Below are 16,930 nucleotides of genomic sequence, written 5' to 3'. Positions count from 1 at the left end.
GGTGAGCCGGACGCCCGCCGGCGTCGCCACCACGACCGGCATCGGCGGCGGGGGTGTGCGCGGCACGCCGGCCGCGCCCATCCTGGGCGCAACCGATGACGGAGGTCGACGATGACCGCACCCGACACCCGTGGCTGCCCGGTCCGCGCGGACGTGGACCCGTTCGACCCGGCCTACCTCGCCGACCCGTACCCGCTGCTCGCGGAGCTGCGCGAGCACGAGCCGGTCGCCTACCTGCCGGTCCTCGACATGTGGGCCGTCACCCGGCACGCCGACATCGACGCGGTCTTCCGCGACCCGGCGACCTTCTCGGCCTCGATCGCGCAGGACCCGATCTTCCCGCCCGCTCGGGAGGCCCGGGAGGTCCTGGCGGGCTTCCGCGCCGCACCGACGATGTCGAACTGCGACCCGCCGAAGCACACCCGGATCCGCCGCCACACCGCCCGCGCCTTCTCGGCGCGACGGATCGCGGTGGTGGAGCCGGCGATCCGGGCGAAGGCCGGCGAGCTGATCGCCGCGATGCTCCGTGAGCCGGAGGCCGACGTCGTCGAGTCCCTGACCTTCCCGCTGCCCGCCTCGATGATCTTCACCCTGATCGGCTTCCCGCCCGGCGACACGGAGATGCTGCGCGGGTGGTGCGGCAATCGCACGGCCTTCAGCTGGGGCCGGCCGACCGTCGAGGAGCAGACCGGGATCGCCCGGAACATGGTGCGGTACTGGCGTTACTGCGAGGACTTCGTGCACGCGCGGCTCGCCGATCCGGCCGACGACTACACCAGCGACCTCCTCCGGGCCCATCTCGCCGACCCGGAGGACCTGACGGTCGACGAGATCGTCAACGTCGTCTACGGGCTGAGCTTCGCCGGCCACGAGACCACGACGAACCTCACGACCAACGGCCTGCGCCGGCTGCTGGAGGACCGCAGCCGGTGGGAGGCGCTGTGTGCCGATCCGGCGCTGATCCCGGCGGCGGTCGAGGAGGTGCTCCGGTACGACACCAGCGTGATCGCCTGGCGCCGGCGCACCACGCGCCCGGTCTCGGTCGGTGGCGTCGACCTGCCGGAGGGCGCCCGCCTGCTGCTCCTGCTCGGCGCGGCGGGTCGTGACCCGCGGGCCCACCCCGAACCGGACACCTTCGACCTCCGCCGCGAGCCCCGCCCGCACCTCGCCTTCGGCAAGGGAGTGCACTTCTGCCTCGGCGCCCCGCTCGCCCGCTCGGAGTTCCGGATCCTCCTCGAGCTGCTGCTGGCGGCGGCGCCGGATCTCGAGCTCGTCCCGGACCAGGAGCTGCGCTTCTCCCCGAACGTCAGCTTCCGCGGCCCGCGCCGGCTGCTCGTGCGCCGCGGGGGCGGGTGAGCCTGTTCGCCGGCGCCCGGCGTCGTTGCCCCTGGTGTTCACGCCCGCCGGGTGAGGCCCGGGGGCCTACGCCGCGGAGGGGAGGTCCGCCCGGGCGAGGAAATCGGCGACGAGGCTGCGGCAGGCGTCGGCGAGCTCGTCGGCCCGGGTGACCAGCTCGGCGCGCACCGCGTCGAGGTCCACCTCGGCGGCGACGGCGGCCCGGACGTCGGACGGCTTCGACTCGAACCAGGCGTCGAAGACGTCCGGGGTGATCTCGGGGTGGAACTGCAGGCCGAGGTGCGGGCCGAGGGCGAAGGCCTGCAGGGCGACGGCGTTGCGGGACAGCTCCTCCGCCCCGGGCGGCAGGGTGAAGGCGTCGTAGTGGAACTCCATCCACCGCCCGGCCGGGAGCACGTCCGGGCGGAGCGTGTCCAGGTCGACGAGCCCGCGCTCCGGCTCGGGCGCCCGGCCGACGGTCCCGCCCAACGCCCGCGCCAGTGCCTGCCCGCCGAAACAGATGCCGAGCACGGGCGTGCCGACGTCGACGGCCCGGCGCAGGAACGCCAGCTCGGGCGCGAGCCACGGCAGCGAGTCGTCGTACGCGGCGTGCGCCGAGCCCATGACCACGACGAGGTCACGGTCGGCGGGGTCCGGGACCCGACCGCCGCCCATGAACGTCGCGATCTCGGCGTCGACGCCCTGCTCGGCGAGGGCCGGCAGGACGGTCCCCGGAATCCGGCGCTGCCGGAGGGGATCGGTCTCGTGGACGACGACGAGTGCGCGGGGCATGCCCCCGTGGCTACCGCCCTCAGCCCCTCCCGTCCACCCCGCCGTGAGCTGCCCCGCCCCGACTCACCCCGCCCCCACCAACCGGAGGGCGAACTCGGTCTGCTGCCACACGACCTCGTTCTCGCTGAGCTCGCCCTCCTCGCGGTACCAGGTGGCGAGGCCCATGCCGAGGTCGAGGATCGCGTAGGAGGCCAGGCGCGCCGAGGGGACGCGGAAGCGGCCGGCCGCGACCCCCTCCTCCACCAGCCGTCGGAAGGAGCGCTCGTACTCGGCCCGCTTGCCGAGCACCGTCCCGCGGTGCGGCTCGGCCAGGCTGCGCATCTCGCTGGCGCCGACGAAGGCCTCGAGCCGGTGCCGGGCGTGGAAGCGGACGTGCGCGTCGACGGCCCGGCGCAGCCGCTCGACCGGGTCCGCGGTGCCGGCGAGTGCGACGCGCTGCAGCTCCAGGAGGCCGTCCATGGTGGTGGTCATCAGTTCGACCAGCAGGTCCTGCTTCGACGCGACGTGCTTGTAGAGGCTCGGCCCGCGGATGCCCACGGCGGCGCCGATGTCTGCCATCGTGGTGCCCTCGTAGCCGCGGGCGGCGAACAGCTCGAGCGCGGCCGCGCGGATCGCGGTACCCGTGGCGCCGGTACCCATGCCCACCCCCTCCGGGCTAACGAGTGATAGCCGCGACCGTGACAGTACCCGTCGTCGTATGGTCCGATGGCTAGCAGTCGTTAGCCGATCGATCCGAGGAGGCACCGTGGCCGTGCAGGGACTCGACCTGCCGAAGCTCCAGGCGTACGTCGAGGAGCACGTCCCGGGCACCGGCCCGCTGACCGCCGAGCTGCTGCACGGCGGCCGCTCCAACCTCACCTACCGGCTCACCGACGGCACGCAGACCTGGGTGCTGCGCCGGCCGCCGCTGGGCGGGCTCACGCCGTCGGCGCACGACATGAAGCGCGAGTACACCGTGGTCGCGGCGCTGTACGGGCACGGCGTGCCGGTCGCGCGGCCGATCGTGCAGTGCGAGGACGACTCGGTGATCGGGGCGCCGTTCGCGGTCGTCGAGTTCGTGGACGGGCGGGTGATCCGCACCCGCGACGAGCTCGACGCCCTCACCGACGCCGAGGTGCACGACTGCGCCTTCGCCCTGATCGACGCCCTCGCCGCGCTGCACGCCGTCGACCCGGCGTCGGTCGGGCTGGGGAGCTTCGGGAAGGCGCAGGGCTACCTCGGCCGGCAGGTCCGGCGCTGGTACGACCAGTGGACGCGGGTGCAGACCCGCCCGCTGCCCGACGTCGAGACCCTGCACGAGCGGCTCGCGGCGATGACCCCGGAGGAGTCCGGAGCGTCGATCGTGCACGGGGACTTCCGCATCGACAACGCGATCCTCGGCCCCTCCGACGTCACCGAGGTCCGCGCGCTCGTCGACTGGGAGATGTCCACGCTCGGCGACCCGCTCTCGGACCTGGGCCTGCACATCGCCTACTCCGACCCGGCCTTCGACCCGGTGCTCGCGGGCGGCGCGGCGGCCACCTCGACGCGGATGCCCCCGGCCGACGAGCTGGTGGCCCGCTACGCGAAGACCTCCGGCCGCGACGTCCCGGACTGGCCCTTCTACCTGGCCCTCGGCTACTTCAAGGCTGCGGTCATCGCCGAGGGCATCCACGCCCGGTTCGTGGCCGGCAAGACCGTCGGCGAGGGCTTCGAGACGGTCGGCGGCGCGGTCGAGCCGCTGGCCGCGGTCGGCGTGCGCGCACTCGGGAGCCAGTAGACCTACAGCGCGGCACGGCGCCGGTACAGCAGCAGGGTGTCGCGGCCGAAGGACCAGAGCAGCGCGGTGAGGGCGGCGGCCACGAGCACGACGGTCGCCGCCACCGGCAGGATCCCCGCCGCGGCCACCACGAGCACGATCCCCTGCACCGCGGCCACGGCCTTCGCGGAGAACCGGGCCGGGAGGCTGCCGGTGAGCCACGGCAGCATCCAGCCCGCGGCGACGAACGCGTACCGCAGCCCGCCGATGACCAGCACCCAGGGCCCGGTCACGGCGGCGACCTGCACGCTCAGCACGAGCACCAGGAAGGCGTCGGTCTCCATGTCGAACCGCGCGCCCAGCTCGCTCACGGTGCCGGTCCGCCGGGCCACCCGCCCGTCGACGAAGTCGAGCGCCAGTGCGACCGAGGCCAGCGCCACGAGCGGGACCGGCGCCGGCTGCCCCGCCACGAGCCCGTCGACGACCAGCGCCGTCACCCCGCCGATCAGCACCGCCCGGCCGAGGGTGACCAGGTCCGCGGGGCCCAGGGCCTCCGTCCGGGCGCGGCGGGCCGCGCCGGCGAGCAACGCGTGCAGCCCGGCCGCGTAGCCGACCCCGGCCAGCCAGCCGGCGGGACCGAGGCCGGCCGCCGTCGTGAGCGCGCCGAGCAGCACGAGCTGGAGGACGGCCGCGGCGGCCTGCTGCCGGTCGAGCGGCAGGGCCGTGCCGGGGGACGTCGTCAGGGGGCTCTGCAGGTACACACTCCCTACACGGACGGGCGGCGGCGACGGTTCAACGGAGGTGCGGATGGAGTGGGACGCGAGGTGGAGTACCCCGGGATCACCGGTGTGCGCACCGGACTGGCTGGCCCTGCGGGAGCCGGCCGACGCCGAGGCCCGGGCCCTGGACCTCGTCGAACCCCTGTGCGCGCTGGAGCCTCCGCTCGTGGTGCGCGATCTCGGCTGCGGCAGCGGGTCGATGGGCCGCTGGCTCGCCCCGCGGCTGCCCCGGCCGCAGCGCTGGTACCTGCACGACCGTGACCCGCGGCTGCTGGCGATCGCGGCGGAGAGCGTCCCCGGCGAGCCGGTCCAGGGGGAGCTGGCCGAGCTCACCGACCTCGCGGGCACCTCGCTGGTGACCTGCTCGGCCCTGCTCGACCTGCTCACCGCCGACGAGGTGCACCGGCTCGCCCGGTCGTGCGTCGAGGCCGGTGCCGCGGCGCTGTTCACCCTGTCCGTGACGGGCGGGGCCCGGCTGACCCCGGCCGAGCCGCTGGACACCGCGCTCGCCGCGGCGTTCGACGACCACCAGCGCCGGGTCGTCGAGGGCCGACGGCTGCTCGGGCCCGACGCGGGCGCGGTGGCGGTCGAGGCCTTCCGCGCCCTCGGCGCGACGGTGACCACCCGGTCGAGCCCCTGGCGGCTCGGCCCGGGGCACCGGGAGCTGACCGAGGAGTGGCTGCGCGGCTGGATCGCCGCCGCGTGCGAGCAGGAGCCCGCACTCGCTGACGACGCGGGCCCCTACCTGCGACGACGGCTCGCCGCACTCGCAGCGGGTGAGCTCCGGGCGGAGGTCGGGCACGTCGACCTCCGCGCGCTGCCCGCTACCTGAACGTGTCGAGGAACCGGTCGCGGAAGGCGTCCATCCGCCAGACGGGCGCGTCCGGGGCCGGCTTCAACCCGGGCTGCCACTGCCACCCGGCGACCTTGTCGAGCACGGACCTGTCCTTGGTGACCACCGAGATCGGGACGTCGTGGTTCGGGCTGCCGCCGGTGATGATCGGCGCGGCCTGGTGGTCGCCGAGCACGATCAGCACGAGGTTGTCGTTCCCGTAGTTCTTCACCCAGGACACCAGCGAGTCGAGCGAGTACTGGATCGTCCGCCGGTAGCTGTCGCGCACCCGGGCCGGGTCGCTCCAGACGACGTCCGGCGGGTCGGCCGCGCGGACCTCGTCGTCGTACACGCTGCCGTCGCCGAGGGAGTTCCAGTCCCGCATGGTCGGCACGGGGGTCCAAGGCACGTGGCTGGAGGTCAGCGTGACCTCGCTCATCAGCGGCCCGCGGCCGGGCGCCCCGTACTCGAGCTGCTGGAACCTCGACAGCGCGAACTGGTCCGGCATCGGGGACCAGCTGTAGTTCAGCCCGCGGTAGCCGAGGGCGTGGACGTCGTAGTGCTGGTCGACGCCGTAGAAGCCGCCCTCGGGCCAGGCCTCGGTGGTCCCGGGCATCACGTCGGCCGTGCGCCAGTCCGCGCGCTGGAAGGCCTTGGTCAGCGTGAGCCGGTCGCTGGAGGTGAGGCTGCGGTAGCGCTGCTGGTTGTCGATCCACAGCCCGGACAGGAAGGTCGCGTGCGCGAGCCAGCTGCCGCCGCCCGCGATCGGTGAGGTCAGCCAGCCGCTGCGGGAGTCGAAGCCGGCGGCGGCGAGGTCCCGGTCGCCCTGGGCGAGCGTCGCGCCGACACCCTGCGCGTACTGCGGGTCCTCGACGGCGCTGCGGCCGTAGCTCTCGACGTAGGCGACCACGACGTCCTTGCCCTTCAGCGCGGTGAGCAGCTGGTCGGGCGGGGTGTCGCGGAAGGCGTCGACGGCGGACAGCCGGGTGAACTCCCGCTCGTCGGCGAGGCTGACCGGCACCTGCTTCGCCGTGGCCCACGCCAGGGAGGCCGCGCTGCGGGAGGCGAACGGGACCGGCGGCAGGAGCTGGGCGCCGAGCACCGCGCACACCACCCACGCCGCCGTGAGGACCCCGACCACCCGCGCGCTCACCCGCCGGCGCTCGCCCAGGAGCCCCGCCAGCCGCCGCACCGCCAGCGCCAGGAGCACCGGCACCGCGACGACGAGCAAAACGGCCCCGACCAGCGCCGCGATCCCGCCGGCCCGGCCGAACGACTCGTTCAGGAAGTCGACGGCGTTGCCGAGCAGCACGCCGTCGAGCACGGGGTCGAAGGGCCGGACCAGGACGGAGCGGAAACCCAGGTCGGTGATCCGCAGCAGGAGCAGCACGCCGAGCAGCGCACCGAGTACGAGCGCGACGACCCGGCGGGTCCGGCCGCGCAGCACGAGCAGCAGCGCGACCCCGGCGAGGCCCTCGACCGGGAGCCGCAGGAAGGCCAGGGGCTCGAGCTGCGCGACCTCGGCGGGTGTGGTGAGCGCGACCAGCACGAGAACCGCCGCGAGCACCGTCAGCAGCACCGACCCGATCCGACGGACCCGGCGCGGGCGGTCGTCGGACGCGGGCGGCGCGGTCTCGGACGGGCTTCTCACGGTCATCGGTGGTACTCCTCGGCACGGCGCGCGGCACCCCGAGCGGGCGCCGGCACCAGACGACACGGCCCGCGGCGCTCCGCGGTTCACCCGTCAGCCGAGCAGCTCGACCTCGTCACCCATCCGGATCGTGACGCCGGGGGTGTCCGGAACGAGGTTCGTCCCGAACACGACCTTTCCGCCGATCCGCCGGTGCCGGGCGAGCGTCGCCAGCGGCTCGCGGCCCTTCTCGGCGGTGTCCGGGTCGATCGTCGTGAACACGCAGCGGCCGCAGGGCTTGACCGCGCGGAACCGGGCCCCGCCGATCCGGAGCGCGGACCAGCCGTCCTCGGCCCACGCCTCCGACCCGGCGACGACGACGTTGGGCCGGAACCGGACCATCGACACCGGGCCCTCGCCGGGGTTCGGCCCCGCGGCGACCAGCTCGTTCAGGGCCGCGAGCGAGGCATCCGTGGTGAGCAGCAGCGGGAACCCGTCGGCGAAGGAGACGGTGTCGCCGGCGGCCCCGAACTCGGGGTCGACGGCGCGGCGGGTCGGGTCGTCGAGGTGCACGAGCTGCAGCGGCCGGCCGAGGACCTCGGTGAGCCACGCGGCTGCCTCCTCGCCGGCGAACGTGGCCTTGACCCGGTCCCGCCACACCACGACGTCGACCAGCGGGCCGCCGTGGGGCACCGGCACGGCCAGCGGGGTGACGCCCGGGCCCCGCAGGGTGAGGCCCTCCCCGTCGGGTTCGGGGTGGACCAGCACGAGCCGGGGCAACGCCCGCGCGGTGACGAACGTGCCGTCGGGCTCGGTGACCATCCAGCGCCGGTCGCCGGCGAGCCCCCACGGCTCCACCCGGGCCTCCGCGACCTCGGCGCCCCGGCAGGACTTCACGGGATACCGGGCCAGCCGGCTCACGACGAGCGTCACCGACCGAGCCTAACCACCCGCGACCCGGGGCCGCGGCGCCCGTTGCCGCCGCCGGGCAGGATCGGGCTCGTGCGTGTGTTCGTCGCCGTCGTGCCGCCGCCCGAGGCGGTCGCGGAGCTGGTGGCCGCCGTGGCGCCCGTGCGCCGGGACCTCCGCGGGGTCCGGTGGACGAGCCCGGAGCAGTGGCACCTGACCCTGGCCTTCCTCGGCGAGGTCGACGGGGAGACGCTCGACGGCGTGCAGGCCGGTCTGGCCGCGGTCGCCGCCGGCGGCGCGCCCGTCGAGCTGGCGTTGTCCGGCGCCGGGCGATTCGGCGAGCGGGTGCTGTGGACCGGGCTCACGGGCGACACGGACGGGCTCGCCACCCTCGCGGCCGGGGTGGCCGCGGCCGTCCGCACCGCCGGCGTCGCGTTGGAGGACCGGCCCTTCCGGGCCCACCTCACGCTGGCCCGCGGGCGGGGCGGCGTGAGCGGGCTCGCCCAGGCCGTCCGGGCACTGGCCGGGTTCGCCGGGCGGCCGTGGCGGGCCGAGGCGCTGCACCTGGTCCGCAGCCGCCCCGGCCCGGCCTACGACGACCTGGCGACCTGGCCGCTCAGTTCCCGGTGAGCCGTTCCACCACCGGCGCGAGCGCCTCGGCGAACGGCTCGCTCACGGCCAGGTAGCTCACGCCCAGCTCGGCACGCCGACGGTCGAGCTCGGCGGCCATCTCGTCCGGCGTGCCGCGCAGCACCGCGAGGGTGTCCGGGTCGCGCAGCGCCTCCGCCGCCCCCGGGCCGGCCCAGCGAACCGCCCAGTCCGGGATCTCGTCGCCCACCACGAAGACGTTCATGCCGATCTCGAGGTCGCGGCCGGCGGCGCGGGCCCGCAGGTCCCCGGCCATGCGCTTGACCTCGGGGCGCGGGGTGGTGGGCTGCGCGGCGAGGGTGACGATGTCCGCCACCTCCGCGGCGAGCCCGAGGGCCCTCGGCCCGGACGCGGCCATCAGCACCGGGGTGTGGACCGGGGTTTCGGCCCTGCCGTCGAGCTCGCGCAGCGCCGCGATCGCCGCCCGGACCTGCGCGAGCCGCTCGGCCGCGGTGCCCCAGGGCATGCCGAGCGCCTCGGCCTCGGCGCGGGCCGCGGGCCGGCCGGTGCCGAGGCCGAGGTCGAACCGGCCGCCGGTCAGCGCGGTCATCGTGTGCGCCTCCCACGCGGTGGCGCGGGGGGTGCGCAGCGGCCCGGCCAGCACGAACGGGCAGACCCGCAGGCCGGGCGCGGCCGCGGCGGCCGTCGCGAGCGCGGGCAGTGGGGCGTGCAGGTGCAGGTTGTCCGGGGCGAGCAGGGTCGAGTAGCCGAGGTCGGCGACGCGGCGGGCGCGGGCGGCCCAGGCCTCGCCCGGCCCCTGCGGCGCCGCGACGACCCCGAAGCGGAACGGCCGGCTCATCGGGCCGGCTCCGGGTTCCGGGTCGCCGGGAGGGCCACGGCGAACGCCACGAGCACGAGGACGCCGCCGAACCGCCCGACCGGGATGAGCGGGTAGAGCGCGTCCGTGATCAGCGCGAACGTGCTGAGCACGGCGAGGCCGCCGATCACCAGCGCGGCCCACGCGAGCCAGCGCGGCACAAGCCGACGGATCAGGGCCGGCACCCCCAGGCCGAGCAGCAGCAGGCCGAGCGGCGCCGCGAAGCCGATCCCGCCCGCCGCGAACCAGAGCCAGACCAGGGCGCGGGCCAGCGCGGCGTCCCCCAGGCCGGCGGTCTGCGCCGCGACCCACCCGACCAGCGCGCTGACGCCGAGCGAGCCCGCGGCCAGCACGGCGCCGGCGAAGCCCATGAGCGGGCCGGGCGCGGTGACGCCGAGCCGCTGCAGCCGCCACACGGCCGTGGCGGCGTAGACGACCAGCGGGAACGCCGACCCGAGCAGCAGGGCGGCGCCGACCGACATCAGGGTGCCGTGGGCGGCGGTCCAGACGAGCGTCGCCTCGGCGCCGGTGCCGGGCCGTGGGCCCGACGAGCCGAGCACGGCCCCCGCGACGGTGAGCGCGGCGAAGGCGAGCGCGGGCACGAGGAGTGGAGGCCCGCCCTGACGATCGGGGCGGGTGCGTGCGGGCCGGGTGGCGGTCATGGTCATCGTTCCCCCTGTGATCCGTTACGCAGAAGAATCGTTCACTTGTGTATACAGTTTGTCAAGGGATACGGTTCTCCCGTGATCGACCCGAGCGGCCCCGGTTCCGCCTTCCTGCTGGCGCAGCTGGGCGCCCATGCCGCGGGGCGCTTCGCCGAACGGATCGCGGAGCTCGACCTGACCCCGCCGCAGACGGGCCTGCTGCGCGCGATCGCGGCCGAGCCCGGGCAGTCGCAGCAGGCCCTCGCCCGGTTGCTCGGCACACCGCCCAGCCGGCTCGTCGCACTGGTCGACGGGCTGGACGAGCGCGGCCTGGTGGAGCGCCGCCGCAATCCCGACGACCGGCGCCTGCACGCCCTGCACCTCACGGAGGCCGGGGAGGCCCTGCTGCGGCGGATCGCCGAGGTCGGCCGGGCGCACGACGACGCGATCTGCGGCCCGCTCGACGAGGCCGACCGGACCCGGCTACGCGACCTGCTCGCCCGGCTGGCCGACGCCCACGGGCTCACGCCGGGTGTCCACCCGGGATACCGGCGGTTGTAGACCTCCAGGCGATGCCGCCGGCGGCGGGCGATGACAGGGTGTCGAGCATGAGCGACACCCGGCCCGCGGCTCCGTCGGCCCAGGAGCACGCCGATCGCGGCTTCTTCGGCCAGCCGTCCATGCTCTCCGCCCTCTTCGGGGTGGAGATGTGGGAGAGGTTCTCCTTCTACGGGATGCAGGGCATCCTGCTGATCTACCTGTACTACTCCGCCGAGCAGGGCGGGCTGGGGATCCCGGAGGCCACCGCCGCCGGCATCGTCGGGGCCTACGGCGGCCTGGTCTACCTGTCCACGATCGTCGGGACCTGGCTCGCCGACCGGGTGCTGGGCGCGGAACGGACCCTCTTCTATGCCGCGATCGTGGTCATGGCCGGGCACATCGCGCTCGCGGTGATCCCGGGCCTGGCCGGGGTCGGCGTCGGCCTGGTGCTGGTCGCCCTCGGCAGCGGCGGGGTGAAGGGCAACGCGACGTCCCTGGTCGGCACCCTCTACGCCCCGGACGACGAGCGGCGCGACGCCGGGTTCTCGCTGTTCTACCTGGGCATCAACCTCGGCGCACTGGTCGGGCCGCTGCTCACCGGGCTGCTGCAGTCCACGGCGGGCTTCCACGTGGGCTTCGGCCTCGCCGCGGTCGGCATGGCCGCCGGGCTGATCCAGTACGCGATCCGGCGCAAGAACCTGCCGGCCAAGGCGCACGAGGTCCCGTCCCCGCTGGGCGACCGGGAGCGCCGCCGCGCGATCGTGGGCGGCGCCCTCGCCGTCGTCGTGATCGTGGTGCTGGCCCTGACCGGGGTGCTCAGCGCCGACCGGCTCGACCTCGCGGTGATCGTCGTGACGAGCGCCGCCGCCGTCGGCTACTTCGCCCTGATGCTGGGCAGCGGGCGGGTGACCCCCGTCGAACGGCACCGGGTGCTCGCGTTCATCCCGCTGTGGATCGCCAGCGCGGCCTTCTGGTCGCTCTACCAGCAGCAGTTCACGGTGGTGACGATCTACTCGGACCAGCGCCTCGACCGGAACCTGTTCGGCTGGGAGTTCCCGGTCGCGTGGGTCCAGTCGATCAACCCGATCTTCATCATCGTGCTGTCGGGGGTGTTCGCCGCCCTGTGGACGAAGCTCGGGTCGCGCCAGCCACCGACCCCGGTGAAGTTCGGGCTCGGCGCGGCGATCATGGGCGTGGCGTTCCTGCTGTTCCTGCCGATGGCCGGCGGCGGCCCGAACAGTGCGCCGCTGCTCGGGCTGATCGGCGTCCTGTTCGTGTTCACGATCGCCGAGCTGATGATCTCGCCGGTCGGGCTGTCGGTGTCGACGAAGCTCGCGCCGGAGGCCTTCCGGGCCCAGATGGTCGGGCTGTTCTTCCTGTCCGTGGCGCTCGGCAGCGCGCTCTCGGGGGCCCTGGCGGGCTTCTACAGCGAGGAGTCCGAGCGCGCGTACTTCGGGGTGCTCGGGGCCGTCGCGATCGCGATCGGCGTGCTCGTCGTGCTGTCGACGCCGCTGCTGAAGCGGCTCATGGAGGGGGTCAGGTGACCGTCCGCTGGGGAATCGTCGGGCCGGGGCGCATCGCGCGGAAGGTGGCGGCGGACTTCGCCCACGTGCCGGACGCCGAGGTCGTGGCGGTCGCATCGCGGTCGAAGGAGCGGGCGGAGGCGTTCGCGGCCGAGGTCGGCGCCGGCACGGTGCACGACACCTACCGCGGGATCGTCGAGGACCCCGACGTCGACGTCCTCTACATCGCCACCCCGCACCCGCTGCACCGCGCGGTGGCCCTCGCCGGGCTCCGGGCCGGCAAGGCGCTGCTGGTCGAGAAGGCCTTCACGGTGTCGCCGGAGGCCACGCGGGAGATCGCGGCGCTCGCGGCCGAGCGAGGCCTGTTCGTGATGGAGGCGATGTGGACGCGCTTCCAGCCCGCGATCGTGCGGATGCGCGAGCTCGTCGCCGAGGGCGCGATCGGCGACGTCATGGCCGTCCAGGCCGACCTCGGCGCACAGCAGCCCAGCAGCCCCGACGACCGCTTCTACAACCCCGCGCTCGGCGGCGGTGCCCTGTTCGACCTGTCCGTCTACCCGATCTCGTTCGCCCAGATGGTGCTGGGCAACCCGGAGTCGGTCACCGTGCACGGCTACATGGTCGAGGAGGGCGTCGACGTCGAGGAGGCGATCCTGCTCGGCTACCCCGAGGGCCGCAGCGCGACCCTCTTCGCCTCGCTGCGCTGCCAGTCCCCGGGGATGGCGCGGGTGGTGGGCACGGGCGGCTGGATGGAGGTGCCGCCGCGCTTCCACCACCCGTCCCGCCTGCTCGTGCACCGCAACGGCCACGAGCCCGAGGAACTGCACCTCCCCCCGACCGGCGCCGGCTACTCGCACGAGATCGCCGAGGTGACCGAGGGCGTCAAGGCCGGGCTGGCCGAGAGTGCCGTGATGCCCCTGGCCGAAACCGTGGCGGTGCAGGACATCATGGGCCAGGTCGCCGACCAGCTCGGCATGGCCGTCGCCGAGGGCCCCGCGGACCTCGAACAGTAGTTCGATCCACAGGTGTGGACGAACCTGTGGACAACTCCCTGTGAGTGGCGATAGCCGCTATAGCGACTATTGCCACTCACAGGCTCAGCGGCGGCGGGTCCGGCGGGTGGTGGGCATGTCCATCCGGTCGCCGAGCATGGTCCGGCAGATCCGGACCGCATGGGTGCGGAGGTGCTCGTCCTCGGCGGCCCGCAGGGCGATCTCGTCGAGCAGTGAGGCGAGGCCGAAGGCGTACTCCGGATGTGTGAGGCCCGCATAGCCGGCCTGGACGGCGTCGTGCCGCAGCCAGGCCGCGGCCCGGCCGATGATCTCCTGGTCCGCGCGCAGGGCGGCGTGACGGCGGCGCTCGTACGGATGCACCGGTTCCCCCGAGGGTCGTGCCGAACAAAGGACGTGGCCCGGGGGAAGCGGACCGGGGACCCACTCTGCCCCGTCCGCCCGCCCCGGGCCATCCCCCGCTCGGTCACACCACGAGCAGTACGGCCGCCGCCACCGTGAGCAGTGTGTGCAGCAGCGCAGTCCCGATAGTTGTCAGGGTGACGAGAACGGGGAGGATGATGCCGCCACCCCCAGCCCGCCGGCCCACGTCGCGACGGTCGTGGGCGTGGTCGCGTCGGCGGTCCGCCCGGACGACCGGACGAGCCCGGAGTTGAACGCCGCGTTCATCTCGACGTGCAGGGCGGCGACGTCCGGCGGCATCCCCACCTGCTCGAGCGCGCCGATCATGGCCTCTTCGGGCACCCGCACGTAGCCGAGGCCCGGCAGCCCGACCCGCGGTCCGAGGTCCGCGAGCGCCTCGGGCACGGTGAGGTCGACCGGGCCGAGCAGCTCGCGCACGCCCGTGCGGGTGCGGGTGAGCAGGGCGGCGGCGGCCGCGTCGCCGACGTCCCGGGTCGCGATCATCGGCAGCCGGGTGCCGGGGTCGATCGTGTCGGCGTGGACGCCCTCGGCCCGCATGGCGTCGAGGCTGTACAGGAACGACTCGAAGAACAGCCCGGGCCGCAGGAACAGCACGTCGGCGTCGAGGGTGCGCAGCCGCTGCTCCTGGCGGTGCAGCGCGGTGAGGTAGCCGGTGCCCGCGGGGACCTCGGCGCCCAACGCGCTCAGCGCCACGACGTACGGCACCCGGGCCGCGCGCAGCGCCGCGGTGACCGCCTCGCCGAGGCGGTCCTGCACGGTGTGGTAGTCCGGCGTGAACAGGTCGAACGGCAGCAGGACGTAGGCCGCGTCCGCCCCGGTGAAGGCCCGGGTCAGGAAGTCGCGGTCGCCGGCGTCGCCCTGCCACGGCTCGGCCCCGGGGACGGCGCGGCCGGAGCGGGAGACCGCCCGGACCTGCTCGCCGGCCTCCGCGAGCCGCGCGGCGACCCGTCCGCCGGTGTTCCCCGTGGCGCCCAGAACGGTGATCATGTCATGTCCCTTCCTCGGTGGTGTGCGTCCAGCCTGGGGCCGGCGGCGAGGACGGAGAACGGTCGAGTATCCGGGTTTCTTGCTCGATCGTCCAGATGGTCTGGACCCACGGGCACACCGCCGCGACAGTGGTGTCGTGACGTTGCACCCGCCCTGGACGCCGACGGACGCCGTCGGGGAGGCCCTGCACGTGCTGCGGATGAGCGGGACCTTCTACTGCCGCTCGGAGCTGTCCGCGCCCTGGGGCTTCACGCTGCCCGCGATGCCGGGCTGCCTGTGGTTCCACGTCGTGACCGCCGGCGGCTGCCTGCTCGAGGTGGGCGACGGCGTGCGGGAGCTCCGCGAGGGCGACCTCGTCCTGGTCCCGCGCGGCGAGGGGCACGTGCTGCGCAGCGATCCGCGGGCGTCGACGCCGTCGATCCTCGCGATCCCGCACGACATGCCGGACTCGCGCTACGCCGTGCTCCGGCACGGTGGCGGCGGGGCGCCGGCGACGATGGTCTGCGGCGCGGTCCGCTTCGACCATCCCGCCGCGCGCACGCTCGTCGGGCTGCTGCCGGACCTGATCCACGTGCCCGTCTCGCCGCTGACCGACCGGCTGCGGGACACCCTGCGCCTCATCGCCCTGGAGGTGGAGGAGCTGCGCCCCGGCGGCGAGGCCGTGATCACGCGGCTGGCCGACGTGCTGGTCATCCAGGCCATTCGGACCTGGATGGGGACCGCCGCGACCGCCCGCACGGGCTGGCTCGGCGCGCTCGCCGACCCGCAGATCGGGCGGGCGCTGGCGCTGGTGCACCGCGACCCGGCGCGGGACTGGTCGGTCGCCGCGCTGGCGGCCGAGGTCGCGATGTCCCGCTCGGCGTTCGCGGCGCGCTTCACCGCGCTGGTGGGTGAGCCCGCGATGGCGTACGTGACGCGGTGGCGGATGCACGTCGCGCTGGACCGGCTCGCGGGCGGGGACACGGTGGCCCGGATCGCGGCGGAGCTCGGCTACCGGTCGGAGGCGGCGTTCAGCCGGGCCTTCACCCGGGTGGTGGGGGAGCCGCCGGGTGCGGCGCGGCGGGCCCTCGCGGCGCGGGACGCTCCGGCGGGGTGGGAGACGGCCGTGGGGTGACGAGCGCCCGCGCGGCCGGGGTCGCCAGCCAGGCCGCGGCCAGCACGGACACCACCGCGAGCCCGGCGAGACCGGGGACGAAGCCGTGCCCGCCGCCCACGACCGCGAGCAGCACGGGCACGAAGAAGCCCAGGTAGGAGCACGCGTAGAAGGTGCCGGTGAGGGCGCCGCGGGCGGCCGGGTCGGCCAGGCGCGCGACGAGCGTGAGGCCGGTCGCGAGGCAGATCCCGTAGGCGAGGCCGAGCAGGACGGACACGGGCACGACCAGCGGCCACGCCCCGGTGAGGTCGGCCAGCAGCCCGAGGGCGATGCCGGCCGCGCCGAGCGCCAGGGCGATCGCGCCGGCCCACGTCGTCCCGAGGCGGCGGACCAGCGGCTGGACGACCACGCCGGTCCCCATCGTCAGCCCCGCCACCAGCCCGGTGACGGCCACGCCGATCCCGGGCATGACCGGCTCCAGCTCCAGCGGCAGCACGTTGACCGCGGTCGCGGCGAAGGCGAACACCCCGATCGCGATCGGCGCGACCACCAGCCCGAAGGCCCGCCCGGAGCCCGGCGGGACCCCGAGGTTCACCAGCGGGCCGCCGGTCCGCCGGTGCTCGGGCGCCAGCGTCTCCGGTACGCGCGGCAGCAGCGCGAGCGCGGGCAGCATCAGGGCGACGTGCACGAGGTAGGGCAGCACCGCGGGCCCGCGCGCCCACTGCCCGAGCAGCCCGGACACCAGCGGCCCGAGCGCCCAGCCGCCGCCCAGGGCGACCGCGGTCAGCCGGGCGGCCCGGGCGCCGCCGTCGCCGGTCGTCGACATCAGCTCGCCCAGCCAGGCCGTGCCCACGCTGAACACGACCCCCGACACCGCGCCCTGCAGGAACCGCCCCGCGAACAGCACCCACGGCGCCGCGGGTACGGCGAGGAAGGCCAGCGTGGTGACCAGCGCGAGCGCCACGAACGGGACGACCACCCGTCGCCGGCCGACCGCGTCCGACCACGGTCCGGCGAGCAGCAGGGCCGGCACGAGCCCGGCGGCGTACACCCCGAACGCCGTGGTCAGCGCGGTCGGCGAGAACCCGAGCGTCGCGCGGTAGTGCAGCAGCAAAGGGGTGGGGACGTTCGTGCCGTAGGCCACGGCGAAGACCACGAACCACAGGGCGGCCCAGCCCGGCACCGCGTGACGCCCTCGTCCCCGCACCCGGGCACCGTAACCCGATCAGG

At 75.1% G+C, this 16,930-nt stretch carries 18 protein-coding genes; 8 read left to right on the top strand and 10 right to left on the bottom strand.

Going from position 1 to position 16,930, the window contains the following annotated elements; translation table 11 throughout:
* Positions 1–111 precede the first annotated feature (111 nt).
* Positions 112–1,356, top strand: a complete 1,245-nt coding sequence (locus PKE99_RS32470; RefSeq protein ID WP_037052276.1) for a cytochrome P450 — start codon at positions 112–114, stop codon at positions 1,354–1,356.
* 66 nt (positions 1,357–1,422) lie between these two features.
* Here the strand turns inward: PKE99_RS32470 and PKE99_RS32465 are convergent, their stop codons facing one another.
* Complete coding sequence (locus PKE99_RS32465; RefSeq protein ID WP_037052272.1) at positions 1,423–2,127, bottom strand: type 1 glutamine amidotransferase; 705 nt, start codon at positions 2,125–2,127, stop codon at positions 1,423–1,425.
* Between the two features lie 63 nt (positions 2,128–2,190).
* Positions 2,191–2,766 (bottom strand): TetR/AcrR family transcriptional regulator, encoded by a 576-nt coding sequence (locus tag PKE99_RS32460; protein ID WP_037052269.1) that lies wholly within the window; start codon positions 2,764–2,766, stop codon positions 2,191–2,193.
* 106 nt (positions 2,767–2,872) lie between these two features.
* Here PKE99_RS32460 and PKE99_RS32455 point away from each other — a divergent pair, with 106 nt between their 5' ends.
* Positions 2,873–3,886 (top strand): phosphotransferase family protein, encoded by a 1,014-nt coding sequence (locus PKE99_RS32455; protein WP_231498401.1) that lies wholly within the window; start codon positions 2,873–2,875, stop codon positions 3,884–3,886.
* Between the two features lie 2 nt (positions 3,887–3,888).
* On the opposite strand, the gene PKE99_RS32450 is transcribed toward PKE99_RS32455, so the two are convergent.
* Complete coding sequence (locus PKE99_RS32450; protein ID WP_231498400.1) at positions 3,889–4,626, bottom strand: CDP-alcohol phosphatidyltransferase family protein; 738 nt, start codon at positions 4,624–4,626, stop codon at positions 3,889–3,891.
* Positions 4,627–4,672: 46 nt separating this feature from the next.
* Between PKE99_RS32450 and PKE99_RS32445 the strand changes: the two genes are divergently transcribed.
* Positions 4,673–5,476 (top strand): class I SAM-dependent methyltransferase, encoded by an 804-nt coding sequence (locus PKE99_RS32445; RefSeq protein WP_051738146.1) that lies wholly within the window; start codon positions 4,673–4,675, stop codon positions 5,474–5,476.
* Here PKE99_RS32445 and PKE99_RS32440 read toward each other — a convergent pair.
* Both PKE99_RS32440 and PKE99_RS32435 read right to left on the bottom strand, forming a co-directional pair.
* A complete protein-coding gene (locus PKE99_RS32440) occupies positions 5,469–7,133 on the bottom strand; it encodes an alkaline phosphatase family protein (RefSeq protein ID WP_037052263.1) in 1,665 nt (554 codons plus the stop codon). The genes PKE99_RS32445 and PKE99_RS32440 overlap by 8 nt on opposite strands.
* A gap of 87 nt (positions 7,134–7,220) precedes the next feature.
* Positions 7,221–8,039, bottom strand: a complete 819-nt coding sequence (locus PKE99_RS32435; RefSeq protein ID WP_037052260.1) for an MOSC domain-containing protein — start codon at positions 8,037–8,039, stop codon at positions 7,221–7,223.
* Positions 8,040–8,108: 69 nt separating this feature from the next.
* Between PKE99_RS32435 and thpR the strand changes: the two genes are divergently transcribed.
* Positions 8,109–8,645, top strand: a complete 537-nt coding sequence (gene thpR, locus PKE99_RS32430) for an RNA 2',3'-cyclic phosphodiesterase (RefSeq protein ID WP_197040846.1) — start codon at positions 8,109–8,111, stop codon at positions 8,643–8,645.
* Here thpR and PKE99_RS32425 read toward each other — a convergent pair.
* Both PKE99_RS32425 and PKE99_RS32420 read right to left on the bottom strand, forming a co-directional pair.
* Entirely contained in the window at positions 8,632–9,462 is an 831-nt protein-coding gene (locus PKE99_RS32425; protein ID WP_037052258.1) for an LLM class flavin-dependent oxidoreductase, read from the bottom strand. The two genes, thpR and PKE99_RS32425, sit on opposite strands and share 14 nt — an antisense overlap.
* A complete protein-coding gene (locus PKE99_RS32420; protein WP_231498399.1) occupies positions 9,459–10,148 on the bottom strand; it encodes a DUF4386 domain-containing protein in 690 nt (229 codons plus the stop codon). The genes PKE99_RS32425 and PKE99_RS32420 overlap by 4 nt, the downstream gene beginning before the upstream one ends.
* Before the next feature lie 75 nt (positions 10,149–10,223).
* On the opposite strand from PKE99_RS32420, the gene PKE99_RS32415 reads away from it, so the two are divergent.
* Genes PKE99_RS32415 through PKE99_RS32405 form a run of 3 tightly spaced genes read left to right on the top strand, consistent with a single transcriptional unit; the run spans position 10,224 to position 13,200 of the window.
* Entirely contained in the window at positions 10,224–10,685 is a 462-nt protein-coding gene (locus PKE99_RS32415) for a MarR family winged helix-turn-helix transcriptional regulator (protein ID WP_037052256.1), read from the top strand.
* Positions 10,686–10,732: 47 nt separating this feature from the next.
* Positions 10,733–12,208, top strand: a complete 1,476-nt coding sequence (locus tag PKE99_RS32410) for a peptide MFS transporter (protein WP_037052253.1) — start codon at positions 10,733–10,735, stop codon at positions 12,206–12,208.
* Positions 12,205–13,200, top strand: a complete 996-nt coding sequence (locus PKE99_RS32405) for a Gfo/Idh/MocA family protein (RefSeq protein WP_037052250.1) — start codon at positions 12,205–12,207, stop codon at positions 13,198–13,200. Before PKE99_RS32410 ends, PKE99_RS32405 begins: the two co-directional genes overlap by 4 nt.
* Positions 13,201–13,284: 84 nt before the next feature.
* On the opposite strand, the gene PKE99_RS32400 is transcribed toward PKE99_RS32405, so the two are convergent.
* Positions 13,285–13,560 (bottom strand): hypothetical protein, encoded by a 276-nt coding sequence (locus PKE99_RS32400; RefSeq protein WP_037052248.1) that lies wholly within the window; start codon positions 13,558–13,560, stop codon positions 13,285–13,287.
* Between the two features lie 171 nt (positions 13,561–13,731).
* Positions 13,732–14,607: an NAD(P)H-binding protein gene (locus PKE99_RS32395; RefSeq protein WP_037052245.1), complete on the bottom strand. Its 876-nt coding sequence runs from the start codon at positions 14,605–14,607 to the stop codon at positions 13,732–13,734.
* Between the two features lie 136 nt (positions 14,608–14,743).
* On the opposite strand from PKE99_RS32395, the gene PKE99_RS32390 reads away from it, so the two are divergent.
* Complete coding sequence (locus PKE99_RS32390; RefSeq protein ID WP_197040845.1) at positions 14,744–15,721, top strand: AraC family transcriptional regulator; 978 nt, start codon at positions 14,744–14,746, stop codon at positions 15,719–15,721.
* Here the strand turns inward: PKE99_RS32390 and PKE99_RS32385 are convergent.
* Positions 15,630–16,907 (bottom strand): MFS transporter, encoded by a 1,278-nt coding sequence (locus PKE99_RS32385; protein ID WP_197040844.1) that lies wholly within the window; start codon positions 16,905–16,907, stop codon positions 15,630–15,632. The genes PKE99_RS32390 and PKE99_RS32385 overlap by 92 nt on opposite strands.
* Between the last annotated feature and the right edge of the window lie 23 nt (positions 16,908–16,930).

The sequence above is a fragment of the Pseudonocardia halophobica genome (assembly GCF_027922425.1).
GTDB lineage: Bacteria > Actinomycetota > Actinomycetes > Mycobacteriales > Pseudonocardiaceae > Pseudonocardia > Pseudonocardia halophobica.
The sequence above is the reverse complement of the archived record's forward strand: the minus strand, read 5'-3'. Positions and strand labels throughout refer to the sequence as shown.

Bases quoted from the DNA above. Each gene is read 5' to 3' on its own strand.
- PKE99_RS32460 (WP_037052269.1), bottom strand. From the start codon at position 2,766: ATGGGTACCGGCGCCACGGGTACCGCGATCCGCGCGGCCGCGCTCGAG.
- PKE99_RS32470 (WP_037052276.1), top strand. From the start codon at position 112: ATGACCGCACCCGACACCCGTGGCTGCCCGGTCCGCGCGGACGTGGAC.
- PKE99_RS32395 (WP_037052245.1), bottom strand. From the start codon at position 14,607: ATGATCACCGTTCTGGGCGCCACGGGGAACACCGGCGGACGGGTCGCC.
- PKE99_RS32445 (WP_051738146.1), top strand. From the start codon at position 4,673: ATGGAGTGGGACGCGAGGTGGAGTACCCCGGGATCACCGGTGTGCGCA.
- PKE99_RS32420 (WP_231498399.1), bottom strand. From the start codon at position 10,148: ATGACCATGACCGCCACCCGGCCCGCACGCACCCGCCCCGATCGTCAG.
- PKE99_RS32465 (WP_037052272.1), bottom strand. From the start codon at position 2,127: ATGCCCCGCGCACTCGTCGTCGTCCACGAGACCGATCCCCTCCGGCAG.
- PKE99_RS32425 (WP_037052258.1), bottom strand. From the start codon at position 9,462: ATGAGCCGGCCGTTCCGCTTCGGGGTCGTCGCGGCGCCGCAGGGGCCG.
- PKE99_RS32440 (WP_037052263.1), bottom strand. From the start codon at position 7,133: ATGACCGTGAGAAGCCCGTCCGAGACCGCGCCGCCCGCGTCCGACGAC.
- PKE99_RS32410 (WP_037052253.1), top strand. From the start codon at position 10,733: ATGAGCGACACCCGGCCCGCGGCTCCGTCGGCCCAGGAGCACGCCGAT.